At 40.3% G+C, this 20,939-nt stretch carries 27 protein-coding genes; 10 read left to right on the top strand and 17 right to left on the bottom strand.

Features of this window, described 5'->3' with window-relative positions; genetic code table 11:
- The first annotated feature begins 59 nt into the window (after nucleotides 1-59).
- From MHI58_RS09635 to MHI58_RS09625, 3 genes are all read left to right on the top strand, one after another.
- Nucleotides 60-1,232, top strand: coding sequence for an MFS transporter (locus MHI58_RS09635; protein WP_045034799.1), 1,173 nt, complete (start codon nucleotides 60-62; stop codon nucleotides 1,230-1,232).
- A 195-nt stretch (nucleotides 1,233-1,427) separates the two neighbouring features.
- Complete coding sequence (locus MHI58_RS09630) at nucleotides 1,428-1,775, top strand: hypothetical protein (RefSeq protein ID WP_008343786.1); 348 nt, start codon at nucleotides 1,428-1,430, stop codon at nucleotides 1,773-1,775.
- Between the two features lie 29 nt (nucleotides 1,776-1,804).
- The gene (locus tag MHI58_RS09625) at nucleotides 1,805-1,930 is read left to right on the top strand and encodes a hypothetical protein (RefSeq protein ID WP_008343787.1); all 126 of its coding nucleotides are present in this window, start codon (nucleotides 1,805-1,807) and stop codon (nucleotides 1,928-1,930) included.
- 53 nt (nucleotides 1,931-1,983) lie between these two features.
- Here MHI58_RS09625 and parC read toward each other — a convergent pair whose 3' ends face one another.
- From parC to MHI58_RS09610, 3 genes are all read right to left on the bottom strand, one after another.
- Nucleotides 1,984-4,425 carry a DNA topoisomerase IV subunit A gene (parC, locus tag MHI58_RS09620; protein WP_024719079.1) on the bottom strand — a complete coding sequence of 814 codons (2,442 nt, stop codon included), beginning with the start codon at nucleotides 4,423-4,425 and terminating at the stop codon, nucleotides 1,984-1,986.
- A 2-nt stretch (nucleotides 4,426-4,427) separates the two neighbouring features.
- Complete coding sequence (gene parE, locus MHI58_RS09615; RefSeq protein WP_007499323.1) at nucleotides 4,428-6,395, bottom strand: DNA topoisomerase IV subunit B; 1,968 nt, start codon at nucleotides 6,393-6,395, stop codon at nucleotides 4,428-4,430.
- 415 nt (nucleotides 6,396-6,810) lie between these two features.
- Nucleotides 6,811-7,224 (bottom strand): CoA-binding protein, encoded by a 414-nt coding sequence (locus MHI58_RS09610; RefSeq protein WP_045034800.1) that lies wholly within the window; start codon nucleotides 7,222-7,224, stop codon nucleotides 6,811-6,813.
- 154 nt (nucleotides 7,225-7,378) lie between these two features.
- Here MHI58_RS09610 and plsY point away from each other — a divergent pair, with 154 nt between their 5' ends.
- Nucleotides 7,379-7,960 (top strand): glycerol-3-phosphate 1-O-acyltransferase PlsY, encoded by a 582-nt coding sequence (gene plsY / locus MHI58_RS09605; protein WP_008343794.1) that lies wholly within the window; start codon nucleotides 7,379-7,381, stop codon nucleotides 7,958-7,960.
- Between the two features lie 96 nt (nucleotides 7,961-8,056).
- A complete protein-coding gene (locus MHI58_RS09600; RefSeq protein WP_008343795.1) occupies nucleotides 8,057-8,344 on the top strand; it encodes a HesB/YadR/YfhF family protein in 288 nt (95 codons plus the stop codon).
- Nucleotides 8,345-8,385: 41 nt separating this feature from the next.
- Here MHI58_RS09600 and MHI58_RS09595 read toward each other — a convergent pair whose 3' ends face one another.
- The 7 genes from MHI58_RS09595 to acnA form a co-directional block, all read right to left on the bottom strand.
- Entirely contained in the window at nucleotides 8,386-8,694 is a 309-nt protein-coding gene (locus MHI58_RS09595; RefSeq protein ID WP_024719080.1) for a hypothetical protein, read from the bottom strand.
- Nucleotides 8,695-8,697: 3 nt separating this feature from the next.
- Nucleotides 8,698-9,120 (bottom strand): thioesterase family protein, encoded by a 423-nt coding sequence (locus MHI58_RS09590; protein WP_008343800.1) that lies wholly within the window; start codon nucleotides 9,118-9,120, stop codon nucleotides 8,698-8,700.
- A gap of 103 nt (nucleotides 9,121-9,223) precedes the next feature.
- Nucleotides 9,224-9,466, bottom strand: coding sequence for a small acid-soluble spore protein Tlp (gene tlp, locus MHI58_RS09585; RefSeq protein WP_017359579.1), 243 nt, complete (start codon nucleotides 9,464-9,466; stop codon nucleotides 9,224-9,226).
- A 15-nt stretch (nucleotides 9,467-9,481) separates the two neighbouring features.
- On the bottom strand, nucleotides 9,482-9,625 hold the full coding sequence (locus tag MHI58_RS09580; RefSeq protein WP_008357830.1) for an acid-soluble spore protein N: 144 nt from the start codon (nucleotides 9,623-9,625) through the stop codon (nucleotides 9,482-9,484).
- A 51-nt stretch (nucleotides 9,626-9,676) separates the two neighbouring features.
- A complete protein-coding gene (locus MHI58_RS09575; protein ID WP_003211002.1) occupies nucleotides 9,677-9,802 on the bottom strand; it encodes an FbpB family small basic protein in 126 nt (41 codons plus the stop codon).
- Nucleotides 9,803-9,878: 76 nt separating this feature from the next.
- Nucleotides 9,879-10,382 (bottom strand): TlpA disulfide reductase family protein, encoded by a 504-nt coding sequence (locus tag MHI58_RS09570; protein ID WP_008343807.1) that lies wholly within the window; start codon nucleotides 10,380-10,382, stop codon nucleotides 9,879-9,881.
- Nucleotides 10,383-10,448: 66 nt separating this feature from the next.
- Entirely contained in the window at nucleotides 10,449-13,178 is a 2,730-nt protein-coding gene (acnA, locus tag MHI58_RS09565; protein ID WP_039167737.1) for an aconitate hydratase AcnA, read from the bottom strand.
- Between the two features lie 220 nt (nucleotides 13,179-13,398).
- On the opposite strand from acnA, the gene sspO reads away from it, so the two are divergent.
- From sspO to MHI58_RS09545, 4 genes are all read left to right on the top strand, one after another.
- Nucleotides 13,399-13,545, top strand: a complete 147-nt coding sequence (sspO, locus tag MHI58_RS09560) for a small acid-soluble spore protein O (protein WP_017359581.1) — start codon at nucleotides 13,399-13,401, stop codon at nucleotides 13,543-13,545.
- A 17-nt stretch (nucleotides 13,546-13,562) separates the two neighbouring features.
- Nucleotides 13,563-13,709 carry a small acid-soluble spore protein P gene (locus MHI58_RS09555; RefSeq protein ID WP_003211331.1) on the top strand — a complete coding sequence of 49 codons (147 nt, stop codon included), beginning with the start codon at nucleotides 13,563-13,565 and terminating at the stop codon, nucleotides 13,707-13,709.
- 102 nt (nucleotides 13,710-13,811) lie between these two features.
- Complete coding sequence (locus tag MHI58_RS09550) at nucleotides 13,812-14,201, top strand: Hsp20/alpha crystallin family protein (RefSeq protein WP_025207398.1); 390 nt, start codon at nucleotides 13,812-13,814, stop codon at nucleotides 14,199-14,201.
- A gap of 257 nt (nucleotides 14,202-14,458) precedes the next feature.
- Nucleotides 14,459-14,887, top strand: coding sequence for a DUF2621 domain-containing protein (locus MHI58_RS09545; protein ID WP_007499335.1), 429 nt, complete (start codon nucleotides 14,459-14,461; stop codon nucleotides 14,885-14,887).
- A gap of 21 nt (nucleotides 14,888-14,908) precedes the next feature.
- Here the strand turns inward: MHI58_RS09545 and MHI58_RS09540 are convergent, their stop codons facing one another.
- Together MHI58_RS09540 and MHI58_RS09535 are read right to left on the bottom strand one after the other, a co-directional pair.
- The gene (locus tag MHI58_RS09540) at nucleotides 14,909-15,391 is read right to left on the bottom strand and encodes a CcdC family protein (RefSeq protein WP_041507215.1); all 483 of its coding nucleotides are present in this window, start codon (nucleotides 15,389-15,391) and stop codon (nucleotides 14,909-14,911) included.
- Between the two features lie 94 nt (nucleotides 15,392-15,485).
- The gene (locus MHI58_RS09535) at nucleotides 15,486-16,193 is read right to left on the bottom strand and encodes a cytochrome c biogenesis CcdA family protein (protein ID WP_008343813.1); all 708 of its coding nucleotides are present in this window, start codon (nucleotides 16,191-16,193) and stop codon (nucleotides 15,486-15,488) included.
- A 214-nt stretch (nucleotides 16,194-16,407) separates the two neighbouring features.
- Here MHI58_RS09535 and MHI58_RS09530 point away from each other — a divergent pair, with 214 nt between their 5' ends.
- Nucleotides 16,408-16,575 carry an aspartyl-phosphate phosphatase Spo0E family protein gene (locus MHI58_RS09530; protein ID WP_008343814.1) on the top strand — a complete coding sequence of 56 codons (168 nt, stop codon included), beginning with the start codon at nucleotides 16,408-16,410 and terminating at the stop codon, nucleotides 16,573-16,575.
- Nucleotides 16,576-16,843: 268 nt separating this feature from the next.
- On the opposite strand, the gene MHI58_RS09525 is transcribed toward MHI58_RS09530, so the two are convergent.
- The 5 genes from MHI58_RS09525 to MHI58_RS09505 form a co-directional block, all read right to left on the bottom strand.
- Nucleotides 16,844-17,062: a YneF family protein gene (locus MHI58_RS09525; RefSeq protein WP_003212379.1), complete on the bottom strand. Its 219-nt coding sequence runs from the start codon at nucleotides 17,060-17,062 to the stop codon at nucleotides 16,844-16,846.
- A gap of 84 nt (nucleotides 17,063-17,146) precedes the next feature.
- Nucleotides 17,147-17,593 carry a sporulation inhibitor of replication protein SirA gene (gene sirA, locus MHI58_RS09520; RefSeq protein ID WP_041507216.1) on the bottom strand — a complete coding sequence of 149 codons (447 nt, stop codon included), beginning with the start codon at nucleotides 17,591-17,593 and terminating at the stop codon, nucleotides 17,147-17,149.
- Between the two features lie 198 nt (nucleotides 17,594-17,791).
- Nucleotides 17,792-19,795 (bottom strand): transketolase, encoded by a 2,004-nt coding sequence (gene tkt, locus MHI58_RS09515; protein ID WP_045034801.1) that lies wholly within the window; start codon nucleotides 19,793-19,795, stop codon nucleotides 17,792-17,794.
- Nucleotides 19,796-19,983: 188 nt separating this feature from the next.
- Nucleotides 19,984-20,214: a DUF896 domain-containing protein gene (locus MHI58_RS09510; protein ID WP_008343816.1), complete on the bottom strand. Its 231-nt coding sequence runs from the start codon at nucleotides 20,212-20,214 to the stop codon at nucleotides 19,984-19,986.
- Between the two features lie 69 nt (nucleotides 20,215-20,283).
- Nucleotides 20,284-20,931 (bottom strand): recombinase family protein, encoded by a 648-nt coding sequence (locus tag MHI58_RS09505; RefSeq protein WP_017359583.1) that lies wholly within the window; start codon nucleotides 20,929-20,931, stop codon nucleotides 20,284-20,286.
- Nucleotides 20,932-20,939: the final 8 nt, after the last annotated feature.

The raw sequence follows: 20,939 nt of genomic DNA, 5'->3' as shown, positions 1-20,939 counted from the left end.
AGTCTCCTTTATAATCGAGTAGATTTGTTCTGTATGACTACATAGATATGAGGGATTAGATGAAATTAAAGTGGTATAAAGCGATTATTGTTATTTTTACGATGTCTGGGATCTCCATCTCCACTTGGTTTTCAAGAACACCAGAAGTGAGAGATTTATTGCAAGCAGATACAGGCACAATGGGACTCATTTTACTCGGCTTATCTGTAGGTTCCATTGTCGGGCTGATTCTTTCCAATGTATTCGTTCGCAAAAAAGGCGGCCGAGTGGCGATTGTGGTCAGCGCTTTTTTGATGTTTATTGGATTCTCAACCCTTGCAATCGGAGCCGCCCTCTCTTCTACGCTGATTGTCACTGCTGGTCTTTTTCTTTTTGGTTCAGGCTCAGGCATGTGCAATGTAGCCATGAACTTAGAAGGAACGGAGATTGAGTATCAGATCAAGAGAACGATCCTGCCGATTTTGCATGCTTCTTTCAGTATTGGAACGTTAATTGGTGCAGGTGCCGGAATACTCTTTATTTATTTAGGTGTGTCTGTCCTCATTCACCTTCTCACCATTGCACTCATTTTCTTTCTCAGCATCCTGATTTGTACACGGTTTATTCCGCACGGGACAGGAAAAGATCCGGATGAGACGCAGACAGAATCAGTTGAGGCTTCTCAAACATCATGGCTGAACAAACGGACGATCTCATTAGCGATGATTGCCTTATGTCTCGCATTTGTAGAAGGTTCTGCAAATGATTGGATTCCACTAGCAATGGTTGATGGCTATCAGGTTTCTCATTCAATGAGTACGGTCATCTATGCATTATTTTTGTGCGGGATGATTAGTGGCAGATTACTGAGCGGACGTTTCATTGATCACTTTGGCAGGGTGCTGTTGCTAAGAGTCGCGATCTTATCTGCTGCCGCCGGACTATTCTTGGTGATTTTAAAGATTTCACTCGTCGTGTGTATGATATCTATCTTTTTATGGGGACTTGGCGCGTCCTTAGGCTTCCCGCTGACCATTTCAGCAGCTGGTGATGATAGCCGCTATGCTGTCAAACGTGTCAGTATCGTCACTTTATCTGGGTATACAGCCTCTCTATCAGGGCCCCCTGTTTTAGGACTGCTCGCCAATCAAGTCGGTCTGCTTCATGCGTTTATTTTTGTTCTGTTTGCCATTTGTATTGCAGGAATCTTTACAAAAGCTGTTGCAAAACCGACATCAATACATTCTTTTTGAAAAGTGCCAGATCTTTGATCTCGGTACTTTTTTTAAATTTAATAAATAAAATTGAAACCTTTCATGAAGTGAAACAGTCCTATAGATGTCTTGATGTTTATCGCTTTTTTAAAGAGGGAAAGTAAAAAAATAAGACTTTTCAAATAACTGAAAACGTGGTAAGATCATGAAAATAAACAGGAAGGGGTGAGAAAAATGAAAAAAAATATGCTGTTAAAATTAGCAGTCTTATTCATAGCACTTGCAAGTTTTCATTTGTTCTCAATGCCTCATTCCGTTCAGGTATACCATCATGCAAAGGTGGTTGCTGATCAAGAATCACATGAAATGAAAATCGTTCAGACAGCAGGCGATGAAAAGAAACAAAAACATGTGAACGCAGTATTTGCGGCATTTACAGCACTGCTAGTCATTGGCAGTATGGCAGCTGGATTTGCACGCATCACTTATACTGATCGATTTGACCGGAAAAAGAAGCATTTACTTGCAGTGTTCTACCAGTCTTCGAATTTCCGAGTAGCTCGTGTTAACCCAACCATTTAAATCAAACAAAAATTGGGAGGTTTTACACGATGTTATTTTTCTTAAGAGTATTCATTCTAGGTCTATTCTCTGTCACTTCACTTTCTCTTTTCGTTTACCAAGGAATTGAAGTAGTGCATGCCATCACAAGCATGTTTGGCAATCACGAGAGTTAAATTGACCTCATCATAAAAAACCCCCTGCCTTACGCAGGGGGTTTTCATTTTGCTTATTTATTGTCATCTTGGTCAGATGCAGCAGGTGATAAAAGAACTTGAGTTACTTCTCCCTGCTCTTCCTCATCTAAAATAAACGATCCATTGCTATAACGATCATTTGCCCTTAGTGTGGAAATATCGAGCGGGATCGTGGCACCCTTTTCCGTATCAATCTCAAGTGTATCGTGCAGTGAAGCAGCAATCACAGCAACAATTCTGTGAGGGTTTTTCTTTAATTCTCTTAGCATGATGACTCCACGTTTTGCTCTTGATGTCTTATCGAATTCAGAGAGGTTCATCCGCTTCACAGCACCTCTTTGTGTCGTAAGAACAAGCACATTGTTCTTCGGATCAATGATTTGTCCAGAGACCACCTCGTCTCCGTCCTTCAAATTGATGCCTTTCACACCAGCCGCTCTCGGACCGACCACACTCACTTCTTCTTCATCAAACCATAATCCATAGCCATTTTTCGTTGCAATAAACAATTCTTGCTGACCTGTTGTGACATGAACATCTACAAGTTCATCATCACCTTTTAAATTCAAGGCGACAAGCGGTTTTGAATAGCGCTGCGCTTTATATTGGAGAAGCTCTGTTTTCTTCACCATACCGCCTTTTGTGAAGAACAAGAGATACGATGATTCATCGAATTCTTTAATTGGGATCGCTTTTTGAATGGTTTCATCTCGATCAATCGAAATAATATTCGTAATGTGCTGCCCCATGTCTTTCCAGCGTATATCTGGCAACTGATGAACTGGACAGTAAATGTAGCTCCCTTTATTCGTAAATAGCAGAAGAACATCTGTTGTATTCATTTCAAACTGGTGAATCAGTCGGTCTGTATCCTTCATACCGAAGTCCTTACCGTTTGATGCAGCATAGGAGCGCTGGCTCGTCCGTTTGATGTATCCATCCTTTGTGACTGTGACGTACACGTCCTCTGATGCGATCATCACTTCAAGGTTAATCTTAATTTCTTCAATTTTTTCCTCAATGACGGATCGTCTTTCATCAGCATACGTCTTTTTCAACTTCTTCAAGTTGTTCGTAATGACTTTAAACAGCTTCTTCTCATTCGCTAAAATGTCTTCAAGCTCTGCAATTCGCACGTCAAGCTCTCTTGCTTCGTCTCTTAGTTGAGTGATATCTGTATTTGTTAAACGATATAACTGGAGAGAAACAATCGCTTCTGATTGAGCTTCTGTAAAATCATATTTCTCCATCAAATTGTTTTTCGCATCACGCTTATCATTAGACGAACGAATCGTCGCAATGACTTCATCTAAAATGGAAAGAGCTTTAATTAATCCATCTACAATATGATGACGTTCTTTTGCTTTTCGAAGCTCGTATGCTGAGCGGTTCGTCACCACTTCTTTTTGATGAGCAATATAAGCGTCTAGTACAGTTGTAAGCGTCATTAAAGTCGGTCTTCTGTTATGTATCGCGACCATATTAAAGTTATATGGGATTTGCAGATCAGAATTTTTATATAAGAAATTCAAGACACCATTCGCATCCGCTTCTTTTTTCAGCTCTACAACAATCCGAAGGCCGGTACGATCCGTCTCATCCCGAACTTCAGAAATTCCTTCTACTTTTCTTTCAATGCGGAACTCGTCCATCTTTTTGACAAGATTGGCCTTATTCACTTCATAAGGAATTTCTGTGATCACGATTTGCTGGCGTCCACCGCGGATGGTTTCAATCTCCGCTTTTCCGCGAATCATAATCTTTCCTTTTCCTGTTTCATATGCCTTCTTAATACCATCCACACCTTGGATGATCCCGCCTGTTGGGAAATCTGGCCCTTTGATGACTGTCATTAAATCTTCAACCGTACAATGCGGCTGTTCAATTCGCTTAATCACGCCATCAATCACTTCTCCTAGGTGGTGCGGCGGAATATCAGTCGCATAACCGGCTGAAATCCCTGTTGACCCGTTCACAAGAAGGTTGGGAAACATCGCTGGTAAGACAACAGGCTCTTTGCTTGTATCATCAAAGTTCGCGACAAATTCGACTGTCTCCTTGTCGAGGTCCTTTAAAAGCTCTGATGCAATTGCAGAAAGCCTTGCTTCCGTATAACGCATGGCAGCAGGAGGATCTCCGTCGATACTCCCGTTATTTCCATGCATCTCAATCAGCACGTTTCGCACTTTCCAATCCTGGCTCATTCTCACCATTGCTTCATAAACAGAAGAATCACCATGGGGATGATAGTTACCAATTACGTTACCGACTGTTTTGGCAGCTTTACGGAAGTTTTTATCTTGTGTATTTCCTTCTGCATACATTGCATATAAAATTCTTCGTTGTACAGGCTTTAATCCATCACGTGCATCTGGAAGTGCACGATCTTGGATAATATATTTACTATAGCGACCAAAACGGTCCCCAATCACTTCTTCTAACGGTAAATCATGAAATCGTTCTTGTTGTGCCATGTTTAAACCTCCTCAGCTAGCGACAAGTTTTCATTTTCAAGAATGTTGCTTTCCTCATCAAGTCCAAAGGCGACATTCTTTTCAATCCATTTACGGCGTGGTTCTACTTTGTCACCCATCAGTGTCGTGACGCGGCGCTCCACCCGTGCAGCATCATCGATCTTCACCCTGACAAGCGTTCTCGACTCTGGATTCATTGTCGTTTCCCATAGCTGGTCGGCATTCATTTCACCTAAACCTTTATAGCGCTGAATCGTATATCCTTTTCCAACTTTCTTTAGTACGTCATCCATTTCTTCATCAGACCAAGCATATTCAATGACTTCTTTCTTCCCTGAGCCTTTGCTAACTTTATATAAAGGCGGAAGAGCAATGAATACTTTGCCATGCTCAATCAGCGGCTTCATATAGCGGTAGAAGAATGTAAGCAATAGAACCTGAATATGCGCGCCATCTGTATCAGCATCTGTCATGATGACAATTTTGTCATAATTGATGTCTTCTACATTAAAATCGACACCAACCCCGCCGCCAATGGCATGGATTATGGTGTTGATTTCTTCGTTTTTGAAAATATCCGCAAGCTTTGCTTTCTCTGTATTAATGACCTTCCCTCGAAGTGGTAGCACCGCTTGGAATTTTCGATCACGTCCTTGCTTGGCTGATCCACCCGCTGAGTCGCCCTCTACAAGATACAGTTCGTTTCTTGCCGGGTTTCTAGATTGAGCAGGTGTTAATTTTCCGCTGAGTGTTGCTTCAGATTTTTTCCGTTTCTTGCCGCTCCTTGCTTCTTCTCTTGCTTTTCTAGCCGCTTCTCTTGCCTGCTGCGCTTTAATCGCTTTTTTCACAAGCAGTGTCGCCGTTTCGCGGTTTTCTTCAAGAAAATAAGCCAATTTTTCAGAAATCACGGCATCAACAGCTGACCTTGCCTCACTCGTTCCAAGCTTTCCTTTTGTTTGTCCTTCAAATTGAAGAAGTTCTTCAGGAATTCTGACAGAAATAACAGCTGACAGACCTTCACGAATATCCGTACCTTCTAAATTTTTGTCTTTTTCTTTTAAAAGGGTCACTTTGCGTGCATATTCATTAAAGGCTCTCGTCATGGCCGTTTTTGCACCAGACTCATGCGTACCACCATCTTTGGTTCTTACGTTATTGACGAACGACAAAATATTTTCTGAATATCCGTCGTTAAATTGAAAGGCAAAATCGACTTCAATGGACTGATGTTCGCCTTCAAACGAAACGACTTCACTAAGTACATCCTTTTCCTCGTTTAAATAAGCAACGAACGCTTCAATACCTGTCTCATAATAAAAGGTTTCCTGCACATCATGGCGCTCATCAATCAGCTCTATTTTTAGCCCTTTTAATAAAAAGGCTGATTCTCTTAAACGCTCTGATAATGTATCAAAATTATAGGTGGTGACACTGAACATCGTTGGATCTGGCTTAAAATGAATCAGTGTACCGGTCTTTTTCGTTTTCCCGATTTTTTCAAGTGATGTGACTGGCTTTCCGCCATGTTCAAAGCGCTGGTGATAAATAAATCCATCGCGTTCTATCGTCACGGTGAGCCACTCTGAAAGTGCGTTCACAACGGACGCCCCAACTCCGTGAAGTCCACCACTTGTTTTATAACCGCCTTGACCAAATTTTCCGCCTGCGTGCAGGACCGTTAAAATGATTTCTGGTGTCGGTTTTCCAAGCTTATGCATACCAGTAGGCATTCCGCGCCCTTTATCTTGGACGGAAATGCTGTTATCTTTATGTATTTTGACAATGATATGATCTCCATGGCCCGCGAGCACTTCATCGACAGAGTTGTCTACAATCTCATAGACAAGGTGATGAAGACCGCGTGAATCCGTCGATCCAATATACATCCCTGGGCGTTTACGGACGGCTTCAAGCCCCTCTAGCACCTGAATAGAATCATCGTTATAATCTACTTGCTGCTTTTTAACCAAATGCTTAATCCCCTTTCACTAACAAACATAACCGGCTAATCATCAATGATCTCTCTAGATTTTAATGATGATCATGCTGCTCATTACTGTCCACTTTAATAAGCTGCATCATCACCATGCATGTGTGATTCAGTGATACATGCTCTTTTGCACGGTTATGAGAATGTTCTACATTCTGCAATCAGAACTAGAAGTCCATTATAAACAAGACTGTTTCATAAGCCAAATGCAATCATATGATGGTTTTAGCAAAACAGAACAAATGTTCTATATTTATCTTATCGCTCTTTTTCTCGATATGCAAGGTCACCGATAGGTCCCTGTCGCCTTATTTTATCGCTTTCTTCTAGAATCGCAAATATATTTCTGCAACAAAAAAGCAAAAATCCTTGAAAAACCAAGGATTTTTGACGATTTAATGAGTTTTTGTCATCGCATGAGCCACTTTGATACATAAGTCCATGATGGCGACCTTGCCATTTTCCTCAATCAGCCTTTTTGCCTCTTCATGATATACGCCTTGCTGCGCCCAAAAAACAGGTGCGTCTATTTCAAGAAATTCTTTCGCCACCTCAGGCAAAAACTCAGAACGTCTAAAGACATTGACGATATCAACAGGCTCTTTTATGTCTTTTAAAGAGGCGACCGCTTTTACCCCAAGTGCTTCATCAATCGTTGGATTGACAGGAATGATGTCATAACCGGCATCTTGCATGGCTTTTGAAACCATATAGGACGTTCGGTGCGGCTGATCTGACAAACCTACAACTGCAATTCGCTTACTGTTTTTTAATATACGCCCAATTTCTTGTTTTGAAGGATGATTCATCCAGACACTCCTTTTCTTCTATTTTAGCGAATTTCTTGTTAAAAACAAAGCTGAATTCATCGGCCATCGTTTTTTTCAAAAAAAGATCGCCATGTTTTTCATAAGATCATGTTAAAATGTAAGACAAGAGGGAGAATATAAAGGAGTTATGCAGATGTTAATTGCTTTGATGTTTATTTTGGCTTATCTTCTCGGCAGTATTCCATCAGGTCTCATTGTCGGGAAAGCTGCAAAGGGAATCGATATCCGTGAACATGGCAGCGGGAACCTAGGTGCGACGAATGCATTCCGTACGCTAGGTGTGAAAGCAGGATCGATCGTTATCACAGCTGATATTTTAAAGGGGACTCTTGCTTCGGCTTTACCGTTTTTCATGCAACTGGACATTCATCCCTTATTAGCAGGAGTTGCTGCTGTTATCGGTCACAGCTTTCCTGTCTTTGCAAAATTTAAAGGGGGAAAAGCGGTCGCTACATCAGGCGGCGTGCTGTTATTTTATGCCCCGTTCTTATTTATCACGATGATCGCTGCTTTTTTCTTATTTTTATACATTAGTAAATATGTTTCATTATCATCTATGCTGACTGGGATCTACACATTCATTTACAGCATATTCACCCAAGATCTATTTTTAATTATTGTTGTTGCTGTTCTTGCTGGCTTTGTGATCTTCAGACACATCGCCAACCTCAAACGAATTCTCAACAAAACTGAACCGAAAATCAAATGGCTTTAGCCGTTTCATCAATTTAAATATGTGGTAAAAGTAAAGAAAAGCTGTTTTTGCATCCTGCATTTAAAAACAGCATGACTTCAAAAAGGGGCGATCACATTGAAATTAACGATAAAAGATGATGCACTCAATTGGTACAAGAATGAACTAGATTTAGAAAAAGGTGATCATGTTCGCTTTTTTGTCAGATATGGCGGGTGCAGTAATGTACAAAAAGGCTTTTCTCTCGGCGTCGCAAAAGATGAACCTCAAAATGCAGGCGCAACCGCTGAAGTAGAAGGCATTACTTTCTTCGTGGAAGAAAGTGATATTTGGTATTTTGACAACCATGATCTGCATATTGATTATAACGAGTCCGTGAAAGAACCAGAATTCCATTATGAATAAACAAAAAAGATACCTCATCCCTCGGGTATCTTTTTTGTTTATCACTCAATATAAAGTCCATACTCCTGAATGTTTCCTAACGACCGCTCTTTTTGCAAAATTCGTTTTTGCGAATCACCGATGAGATCAAAATGAGGAAAACCTTCGCGAACATGAATCCATTCTTTCTTTAATCCATGCTTTTGTCCCCAAGCGATTAATTGCTCCATATCCTGACAGGCTGCCTTTGTGACAGTATTCGCATGTGGAAAACGGTCATCAAGCCAATAGTGTGTCAAAAAGGCCACATTCCCTTGCCGAACAGCTGATTTCCAAGCATTCAAATCTTTTCTTTTAATTCCAAATGCCATGAATCAAACCTGCTTCTTGGACTGTTCGTATACGCTGTGCCATGCAGGGAAAGCTTTTCTAAATTGAATCGGTCTAAAGGTTTCTTTGTCCACACATATATGTGAGGTGGTCCCTGTAATAGCCGTTTGTCCATCAGGTTTTTGTATTTCATAGCCATACACTGTTTTCACGCCGTTATATTCTTCAATCCATGTGTGAACTGTAGCCGTTTCACCGTACAGTAGTGGTTTCTTATATTGAACCTGAAGATCGACAACAGGTGCAAGGACACCGTCTGCCTCTAACTGGGCATAGGAAAAGCCTAATTCTTTAATTAACGCTGTTCTGCCGACTTCCATCCAAATTAAATAGTTGGCATGATACACAATGCCCATTTGATCTGTTTCTGCATAACGGACTTCTATTTCTTTTTTAGATACATACACGTTTTCATCGCTCTCCTATCAAAACCTAACGTCTCTGACATTTTACCACATTCCAAATGGTTCTTCTAAAAAGAGGCAATAAAATAAACCAGGAATCCCTGGTTTATTCAGTGTAACCGCTCTTTCTTGCTGCTTCCTCGTCCTTTATTTCAGAACGCATTGCGTCAATACTTGTTCTACGGTTTTCATTTTTTTGCTTGATCATCTGCTTTTCTTCCTCGGTTGAAAGACCCATTGCTGCTTCAGATTCATCAATATTTTCAAGTGTGTTTTCGATCATATCCTGCAGCTTCTCAACATTGTCAGAACGATCATCTGGATTGGATTGATATGACTTGTCATTCATCATTCTTCCCTCCTATTATTCGCCCTTCGTCTGTATCACATCAGGCTGTTCATTCGATTTATTATGCATCTTTTTACCTTTATTTCGTTTGTATGCTACAGGTTTTGTCCCTAAATGGTCTGGTGTAAACTGCGCTTGTTTATCATGCTCTCTACCCATCATTCATCCCTCCCTCTTCTTTAGGATGAACGAAAAAGGACAAATCATAACTTATTTCTGTCTAAATCGCTCTTCCAACTTTTCTTCAAGCTGGTTTAAAAATTCCTCATTGCTTAATAATTCTTTTTTATTTTCAAGCACAAGTTCTTCAAATGTACGGCGCTTTCTTCTTCTCATGTCTATCACCACCTCCACTCTGTTCATACCATTTTCGCCAAAACATTTAGAAAATAAGCAAAAAAGAGCTGAATCATTATAGATCCAGCTCTTTTTCAATTTCTTTTTTTGTGAGCATTTGATGCTTTACAGACAGGATACGCCCTTTTTCATCTAGTATGTATGTCGTCGGATAGGAAAGTACCTGATATCTCGCTTGAATACCTTTTTGATCTAATAAAACAGGAAAACTGACCTTAAGTTCATCAATAAATGAGGCGACGTGATCCACACTCTTTTCAGTGTTCGTCAAATTCACCGCTAGTACCTCAACTTGGTCATTTTCACTTCTAATTGCATCTAGATCTGGCATTTCTGTTCGGCAAGGCTTACACCATGTCGCCCAAAAATTGAGGAGTACTTTTTTCCCTCGATAATCAGATAACGATGCCGTTTTGCCATCAAGGGTTTTGAGCTCAAAATCAGGGGCTTTGTCCCCTGTTTCAAGACCGATGGCAGGTTCTTTTGGTCCGAATACATTCCATGCAAGTAAACCAATCAACACAAGTAAAACAGCGCTTGCCATTCCTTTTTTCCACATGATTGATCCTCCACTATGTTAAAAAAGAAGAGAAAGCTGTCTAAGCGCCTTCTCTTCTTTGCTTTATTAGTTGCTTGCCAATTTTTCACGCAGTACCATTTGAAGGATACCACCATGACGGTAGTAGTCAATTTCGACTTCACTGTCAAAGCGAACAATTACTTCAAATGTTTTCTCGTTGCCATCTGTATCAATTGCTTTTACAGTGACAAGATCACGCGGACGAACTGTTTCATCAACATCTACTTCGAATGTTTCTGTTCCTGTTAGTCCATAAGTTTCTGCACTTTCTCCATCTTTAAACTGTAAAGGAAGTACACCCATGAAGACAAGGTTACTTCTGTGGATACGCTCAAAGCTTTCCGCTAGAACGAATTTAATTCCAAGAAGATTTGTTCCTTTTGCAGCCCAGTCACGAGAAGAGCCCATTCCGTAATCTTTACCTGCTAAGATCGCAAGACCAGTTCCATCTTCTTTATAACGCATGCATGCATCATAAATCGATGTCACTTCACCAGTTGGCCAGTACGTTGTATACCCGCCTTCTGTTCCTGGTGCGATTTGGTTTTTAATGCGGATGTTTGCAAAAGTACCTCTCATCATAACATGGTGGTTACCACGGCGAGATCCGTATGAGTTAAAGTCTCTAGGCGATACGCCTCTTTCTTGCAAGTATTTACCTGCAGGTGTGTCTTTACCAATCGCTCCAGCAGGAGAAATATGGTCTGTTGTGACAGAGTCACCGAACTTGGCAACGACGCGCAATCCTTTAAGCGGTTCAACTTTACCAGGTTCAACTGATAAGTTTTCGAAGAATGGCGGGTTTGCAATGTATGTGGAATCTTCATCCCATTTATACAATGCATCGTCCGTCGTTTTAATTTCATTCCAACGGTCATTGCTGTCAAATACAGTTTCATACTCTGAACGGAAGAGTTCAGGAGTAACTGTGCTTTTCACAACACTGTTGATTTCGTCCATTGATGGCCAAATGTCATTGAAATAAACGTTCTCACCATTTTTATCGACACCGATCGGATCTTTTGTTAAATCAATATTCACCGTACCAGCAAGTGCATACGCCACAACTAATGGTGGAGATGCAAGGTAGTTTCCTTTCACAAGCGGATGGATACGTCCTTCAAAGTTACGGTTACCTGATAAAACAGAAGTGATCAGCAGATCATTTTCAGAGACAGCATCCTCAATTTCTTGTGCAAGCGGTCCTGAGTTTCCGATACAAGTTGTACAGCCATACCCAACGATGTTAAATCCGAGGTCTCTTAAGTATGGAAGAAGTCCTGAGTTCACGAGGTATCCTGTTACAACCTTAGAACCTGGCGCTAGTGACGTTTTCACGTAGTTTGGAACCTTCATGCCAAGCTCACTTGCTTTCTTCGCAACAAGACCTGCTCCGATTAAGACGTATGGGTTCGATGTATTCGTACAGCTCGTAATCGCTGCAATGGCAATCGCACCTGTCTTCATCACAGCTTTTTCACCATTTGCTAGATCAAATTCAATTTGTTTATCCAGCTCTGATTTTTCTAAGCCAAACCCTTGGTTACCAGCTGGGCTTTCAATGTGCTGATGGAACGTTTCTTTCATTTTAGAAAGTGGAATCAAATCTTGTGGACGCTTTGGACCAGATAAGTTTGATTCAATTTGAGAAAGATCAATTTCCACAACATCAGTAAAGATTGGCTCTTCTGCATCTGGCGTATAGAATAAGCCATTTGCGCGAGAATATTCTTCAACGATATTAATTTGCTCTTCATCACGTCCAGTAAGGCGAAGGTAAGCTAGCGCTTCTTCATCTACTGGGAAGAATCCGCAAGTAGCACCGTATTCAGGCGCCATGTTTGCAATCGTTGCACGATCCGCTAACGGCAGCTGTGCAACTCCAGGTCCGAAGAACTCAACGAATTTGTTCACTACGCCTTTTTCACGCAGAACTTGTGTCACTTTTAGTGCGAGGTCAGTTGCAGTCGTTCCGTTTGGAAGCTCTCCAACTAATTTAGCACCAATGACTTCTGGTACTGGGAAGTATGAAGGCTGACCGAGCATTCCAGCTTCTGCTTCGATACCGCCAACGCCCCATCCAAGTACACCGATACCGTTAATCATTGTTGTATGTGAGTCAGTACCAACTAATGTATCTGGGTAAGTGATGATCTCGCCATCTTCTTCGATTGCATGAACAACACTTGCAAGATACTCTAAGTTCACTTGGTGAACGATCCCTGTTGCAGGCGGAACAGCTTGATAATTGTTAAACGCTTTCTTTGCCCAACTAAGGAAGTTATAGCGCTCTGCGTTACGTTCGAATTCTAAATCCATGTTAATGTTTAATGCATCTTCAGTTCCAGCTTTATCGACTTGTACAGAGTGGTCAATGACCAGGTCAACTGGAATTTCAGGGTTGATTTTATCTGGGTCTCCGCCCACATCTGCCATTGCTTTTCTTAAAGAAGCAAGGTCAACGACGGCTGGTACACCCGTGAAGTCTTGTAAAATAACACGAGAAGGTTTAAATGGAACATCAATTTCTTTTACCTCGGCAGTTCCCCATTTTGCCAAGTTCTCAACGTGTTCCTTTTTGATCACTCTACCGTCTACTTGGCGAAGCACTGATTCTAACAGTACCTTAATGGAATAAGGCAGCTTAGAAACATTTCCGATTCCTTGTTTCTCTAGTGCTTCTAACGAATAATAGTGATACGTTTTCCCATTTGTCGAAAACGTTTTTCTAGATTGAAAAGCGTCTTGTTTAGCGACTTGCTGCTGTTTCGACATGTCCAAAATCCCCCTTTTGATGATCAAGATCAATTTCAATTCTCAGAAAAATCGTCGTATTTCACCACAATTTTCTCACAATTTCATCTTAAAACAAATTCATACATAAGTAAATAACAATGCTTTTATTAAATTCAATAAGTTTAGCTTATCATAAGGAAATGATTACTCTTCATAAACTGAGTAGCACGGGTTCATACTAATGCTGAGGTGATAGAACATGACAAAAAGAAAAGCAAATCATGTCATTGACGGCATGAACGCAGCCAAAAGCCAAGGAAATGGTGCAGGTTATATAGAAAATGATCAGCTCGTTTTAACAGAAGAACAAAAGCAAAACAATAAAAAGCGTAAAAAAAACCAATAAGAAAGGAGTAAGAAATGATGACGAACAAAAACACAGGGAAAGACATACGTCAAAACTCTCCTAAAGAGCATCAAGGCGGGCAGCCTGAGCCACTATCAGGCAGTAAAAAAGTGAAAAACCGCAACCATACAAGACAAAAGCACAATTCACATCATGATATGTAAACATTCTCTCTTAAGCCCGTGACCAAACGGGATGTTTTAGGTCTTTCACACATTTCAGCTTTCATCATATGATTTATTATGAGATGTGATGGAGGAGTGTTTATGGAGAATGAAAAGCAAGTGAATTCCTCTGATTTTCTTGAAATAGATGATTGGCTGAATGTATTAATGGACGATCCTTTTGCATGGTATGACGAACAGCTCCCAATAGATCTTTACGAAACGAGCCGTGATTATATTATTGAGATCGACCTCTCCACCCTATCGATCACTGATTTAAAACTGACCTTTTCCGGATGTGAGCTCATCCTCGCTTATTTGATTGATGAAAGAGAACAGCCGATTGAAAAAAGTGTCATGCTCCCTTTTTATTTGAATGACAAAGACATTGATACAGATTACGAAAACCGAATCATATCAATCAAAATTAAAAAGGATGCCCATCGTCAAGACGGAGCATTTTCCTTTCAAATGCCGCACTTCAAACATTAAGAGCCCGCCTGTATACAGGCGGGCTCTCTTCCGTTCGTTTCAAGTCAATACCTTGTGCGAACCACCATGGCCAAATAGTAGAGTCGCTATACAATAATGTATTCCTTTTCTACTAAATGGTTTGGGTCATTCTAGTAAATGGGCGTCTCTTGATCAAAAAAGCGTTTATAGAAAAAAACACATACATTTTTGTTATTTTCTTCTACCTTCCCTTCATGTAAAATAGAATAGAGAGAAGGGATATAGGGAGTGAGAACATGTTAAGCGGCTGGTTTTTGTGGTTCATTTTATTTTGGGGTACAGTGATGATTGGATTACTAGCAATCGGTGGCTTTTTTATGTTTCGCAAGTTTTTAAAACGATTGCCGAAAGAAGACGGGAAATCAGAGCTTGATTGGCAGGATGAATATATTCAAAAGAGCCTGCACCTATGGCGCGATGAAGACAAACAGCTATTAAATGAGCTAGTATTACCGGTTCCAGAGCTGTTTAGAGATGTCGCCAAAGAAAAAATCGCCGGTAAAATTGGCGAGCTGGCACTTAAAGAACAAGCGGCCAGCATTAATTTAGACTTAATCATTCGCGGCTATATTATCGCTACACCGAAGCGGGATCATAAATTTCTACTAAAGCGCCTTCAAGAAAAAAAGATCGACCATTCACCATATGAATCTTTATTAAAATAACCTCCTTTTTAAAAAGGAGGTTTAATTTATTTGGGCCTGCTGCACATCTAATTGTTTAGATATCTTTCTAAACGACAAATACATCGCAATCCGCCAAGGGACAATCATGCCAAAGGCTAGAATCCAAAACATCCCGCTGAGCGCACCATAATCAATAGAAGAGCTTAAAATCGTCTTCATTCCGATACGAAGGACAAGAAGTCCAATGAGAATAAACACAAATGCTTTTGAACGCTTCAAATAGATTTCATTGCCTCTAATTTCAAATTTCGATGTTTTAATTAAAAAGATAGAGAAAAACATCCCTACAGTAATCGCCTCTAAAAATTCAGCTCCAGTTACTTGAAACATTGGCACAAAAAACATCAGTGCACCAGTGCTCATAAAGATAGGAGGTAAAATAATTTTTTTCGCGGTTGCAGGTTTTGCAGATGATTTAATGCGAATAAACATGACGGCTACCGCCATACATACCGCCACTATAGAAGAAATTATGATCATCATATCAAATCATTCCTTTATTCTTTAAGGTCAGCCTATGTATAATATACTCCAATTGACGAAAAAAAACCATTCGCCGCGACTGTAGAAAACGATTTCAAAAACCAGTAAATCCTCCAAATAATGATGAGAACATAATAATGATCCATGTCAGAAGATCAAAGAACAGCAAGATTCCTACCACGATCATAATAATCCCGCCAGTTTTCATAATGAGCTGCTGACGCTTTCTGATCCAAGCCATTTTTGTGATGAAAAAGGAAAGAACAAAAAATGGGATAGCAAAACCTAATACATACGCAATCATGTAGGTCACAGCGGACTCTGGCTTGTTGCTGGCAAGTGTGATGACGGCTGATAAAATCGGGCCGGTACATGGTGTCCAACCAGCAGCAAAACCCATTCCGATGAGAATCGATCCAAAAAAACCGGCTGGACGATTCTTAAACTGCAACCTCTTTTCTCCCATTAAAAAAGAAGGCTGAAATACACCAAGAATCATAAAGCCAAAGAAAATAATGAGAATGGCACCAATTTGACGAATCGCATCTTGATATTCAATGAAAAACTTCCCAACAAACGATGTCCCAAATCCAATGGCAATAAAAATGAGAGAGAATCCAATTAAAAAGAATAATGTATGAAGAAGACTTCTCCTTCTCAGCATCACCTTCTCAGATTTCACTTCATCTATACTAACGCCCGTAATATAGGATAAAAAGGCTGGATAAAGTGGCAGACAGCACGGTGAGATAAAAGAAAGAAACCCTGCTCCAAACGCTAAAAAGTAATTCAAATCTGACAAAAGAACACCCCCTTCTTACAATATACAATAAGAGATGACAAATTCATTTCATTTTTTTTACATCATCTCAATAAAGATGGTCTAATCTCTTAAAACCTTATATAATTTAATTTGACATCAAGATACCAAACCCTTTAAATTTGAAAATAAACCTTAAAATGGATATAATAGAACCGATTCTTTTTATCAAGATTTGCATGAAAGGAACATGACTTTGGTAAAAACATCATTATTAACTCAAATTGAAGAAAAAAGAGAAGAGTTGATGAAAGTTGTCTTGCATAATGGGATGACATCAACAGTGACCATCGAACATAGCCAGCAGCTAGATCATCTCCTCTTACAATATCAACGACACTTACACTCAAACTCAGCCAACTAATGATATCTCAAGATAGAAACAAATGCCGCACGATTTTAGAAAAGTTGATATGTGTGACAATAAAAGAAACGAAAACCTCTGCTCACAGGGGTTTTTTGTTTTGTCTTTAACGGACGGTTCACGGCAAAATAAAAACCACTTTCCCTGCTTTATTCATGCAAGTACAGTGGTTTTATGCGTCTGATGAAGGTGACTTCAATAAAGAAAGGACATCGCTTGTCCAATCTTTAGGGACCATGTTCCATCTATGATCATAATAACGTACGTATTATTTCGCTTGGTTGTTCATGGCTTTCATCATTTGATTGATTTTCTTTTGGGACGGTTTCATGCCCATTTGCATCATCATCATTCGAAGCATTTGTTCATTAATTGGTGGATTCTTTTTCAAGTAGCTCATCATATACTTACGAGCAATAAAGAATCCGAGTGCAACTCCTGCAAGCAGTGCAACAACGCCTACAAGGATGACAACCCATAAATCCATAATTCTTCCTCCTTCATGTTGTCTCGTATAAAGTGTACTAAACAAAAGGCTATTATACAACATTTCACGTTCAATTTTATTTTTTTAAACAAAATTCATCACTTTTACCGGATTGAGCCACCCATGCTTCTTTGATCCAAAGTCCATAGCCAGGAAACAAGGACTAATTTTTCTGAGCACTTCAAAAAACACCGCTTCTGCCTCATAACTGCCTGTGGCAGACATTTGAATGTAACGGTCTTTTATAATGAATGCGGCTGTGCCTTTTCCATCTGGCAGCGATGCACTGTATATTGAGCCTATTTGTGTATAGTGAATGTTGGTTAAATTGTTCATTAAACGCTGGTGCATATGAAAAGCAGGGATTCGTTTCGTTACATAATCCACTTGCTTAACAAGCATGACTAATTCGTCATCACTGCGGTTCGTCCAGTGTAACGATTCAAACAAATGAAACAAAATAGATTCTCTACCAAAATAATGATGAGCAAACTCATCCTCAATCCAATAAATATAATAATGGCGTTCCATGTCTATCCCTTCCTTTCACATTTCGTCAATCTCGCTTATTGCTTGTATTATACAAAAATGTGAAAGAAAGAATTGTCTATATATGAAGCAAGAAGAAACTAGTTTTGTCAAAAAAACAAGAAAAAAGAAAAAAGTTTGCAGAGCATAGTGAAAAGCTCTGCAAACCGACTGCAAAAAAGCATGATGCTTGGAGACTGATTATTTATTCAGCTTTGCTTTTACGCGGCTCACCACGTTGCTGATAGTGAAACCGTATTTTTCAATAATGGTTTCGCCTGGTGCAGAAGCGCCAAATTTATCAATCGCAATCACATCGCCATCAAGGCCAGTGTAACGTTCCCAGCCAAGTGAAGCACCCATTTCGATTGCAACACGTGCTCTCACTGCTTTAGGAAGAACGGACTCTTTGTATTCGTCTGACTGCTCATCAAAGCGATCCCATGCAGGTAAGCTCACGACAGAAACGCGAATGCCTTCTTTTTCAAGTGCTTTTTGCGCTTCAATGGCTAAACCTACTTCAGATCCTGAAGCAAGTAGAAGAGCTTCTGGCTGTGCATCAGCTGCTTCAACGACGACATATCCACCTTTTTCTACGCCTTCATACGCCTTCTCTGGTGCTTGATCAATCGTTGGAAGGTTTTGACGAGTAAGAACAAGCGCTGTCGGTTTATTCGTTGAAGATACAGCAATTTTCCATGCTGCAGCTGTTTCGTTTCCATCAGCTGGACGAATCACAGAAAGGTTAGGCATCGCACGTAATGAAGCGAGCTGTTCAACTGGCTCATGCGTTGGTCCATCTTCCCCAACCGCAATGCTGTCATGCGTAAATACATAAGTGACAGGAAGTCCCATTAATGCAGCAAGACGAATGGCAGGTCTTAAGTAGTCAGAGAAAACAAAGAATGTTCCGCCGAATACACGAAGTCCGCCGTGAAGTGCCATACCGTTTAATGCTGCACCCATTGCGAATTCTCTCACACCAAACCAAATGTTTCTGCCAGCGTAATTCTCTCTGCCAAAGTCAGTTGTATCTTTAATGGTTGTTTTATTTGATCCAGCAAGGTCAGCAGACCCGCCAATAAAGAATGGTACTTGTTTAGCAATGCCATTTAATACTTCTCCCGAAGAGACACGAGAGGCAAGGCTTGAACCTGCTTCATAAACAGGAACCTCTTGATCCCAATTCTCAGGAAGTTTTCCTTCAATCGCAAGCTTCAGCTGAGCTGCTAGTTCTGGATATTCTTTTTCATATTGCTCAAACAGTTCATTCCACGCTGCTTCTTTTTTCTGTCCAGCGTCTTTAACAGCTGTTTTGAAATGATCGTACACTTCAGAAGGTACATGGAAATCTTCTTCAAACGTCCAAGAATAAGCTTCCTTCGTTAGCTTCGCTTCCTCACTGCCAAGCGGTGCACCGTGCACCCCAGACGTTCCCGCACGGTTTGGAGATCCGAAACCGATTGTCGTCTTCACTTCAATAAGTGTAGGTTTGTCTGTACTTTGTTTGGCTTTTTCAATGGCAGCCGTCACTTCTTCAATGTTATTGCCGTCTTTTACATAAAGAACTTCCCAATTCATCGCTTCAAAACGATTCTTCACATTTTCAGAGAAAGAACGATCGAGGTCGCCATCTAAAGAAATGTCATTTGAATCATAAAGAACAATTAAACGGCCTAAGCCTAAATGACCAGCAAGTGAAGCAGCTTCAGAGGAAATGCCCTCCATTAAGTCTCCATCTCCGCAAATGCTGTATGTATAGTGATCCACAACATTAAAGTTATCTTTGTTATACGTTTCTGCAAGATGTCTTTCTGCAAGTGCCATTCCAACAGCCATCGCAATCCCTTGTCCTAAAGGACCTGTTGTCGCATCTACGCCTTCTGTATGTCCAAACTCAGGATGTCCAGGTGTTTTGCTTCCCCATTGGCGGAATTGTTTTAAATCTTCGATGCTCAGATTGTATCCGCTTAAATGAAGCATGCTATATAAAAGCATAGAGCCATGTCCCGCAGATAACACAAAACGGTCTCTGTTAAACCAATTTGGATTTTGCGGACTTACGTTTAAGTGATTCGTCCATAAAGCGTACGCCATTGGTGCAGCGCCCATCGGCATTCCAGGGTGACCGGAATTCGCTTTTTCAATTGCGTCTATGGAGAGAGTACGTATTGTTGCAATAGATTTCAATTCAATCGTTTCCATATAAATCCCCTTCCGTATCTTGTGTACACCATTATCATAAATCTACTGTCCTTTTTTCACAACTATTTCACGCCGAAAAAGAAGGATTTTGTCACATTTAGTTTATCGATCACCTAAAAACTTATACAAATATGAAAAAAGATGAGAATATTCCTCCCATCTTTTCAAAAATCAAGAAATGATGACCTTTAGTGAAGATTCTGGTCTCTTTCTCTTTTTAATTTTTCTGGTGTGACATCGTTTCCTTCTGGATCGACGATTTTCACGGTTTTGAGTGTATTTTTCATAGAAGAACGAAAAGCCTTTAAATATTCCTCTCTTAATTGCTTCTGTTCTGTTTTCTCAGCGTCCGACAAACCGGCCTCTTTCGACTTTTTTGAAAGCTCATTGATTCTTGCAAGCTGTTCTTTAGAAATCATGACAAACTCCTTTAAAACATTTTCTCTACATACTACTAAATATCAGTCATTTTTACAACAAATCACGCTTTAAGTCGCAAGCCCTTTTTCATATTCTTGGTACCTTCTATGGACGGTTGCTTTTGAAATGTCAAAACCAAGTGCCTGCAATGTCACTGCAATTTCAGCGAATGTCATGTTGTTTTTTCTTAATCGAACAATTTCAGAAATCGGTACTTCAATACGTTCGCGGCCAGGCGCTTGCTCTTGATGTTTTAAATTTAGTTCGGGTTGATACCCTCGCTCAACAGCTTTTTTCATCCCACGCTTAATTTTCAAATTATGAATTTTCCGCTGATACTCTTCTACAACGCCTACAATTTCAATGACCATCTCGTCTGCTTCTGAAAGCTCAAGCTCTCCTCTATGAAATACGCTGTACACCTTGACTTTTTCTTTAAACAGACAATGAAGAAGAGCGATTTTCGCCTGCCCTCTTCCAAGGCGTGTCTCATCTTGAATGAGAACAGCATCGATTTCTTCCTCTTTCAGCGCAGCCAGCATGTCAAAAACACCGTCACGATCAAGATCGTATCCACTCGCTTTTTCTTTAATCACTTTGACTACATTCATCTTGTGCGCTGCAGCTAAAGCAAGCAGTTCTTCTTCTTGTCTTTTAAGCGAGGTTTCTTGCTCTTCTTTGGCTGTACTTACTCTCGCATAAATGATTGCATTCATGTCTTCAA

The sequence above is a fragment of the Bacillus sp. FSL K6-2869 genome, assembly GCF_040869405.1.
GTDB lineage: Bacteria > Bacillota > Bacilli > Bacillales > Bacillaceae > Bacillus > Bacillus altitudinis.
Note: the sequence above shows the minus strand (reverse complement) of the source record. Positions and strands in the feature narration are given on the sequence as shown.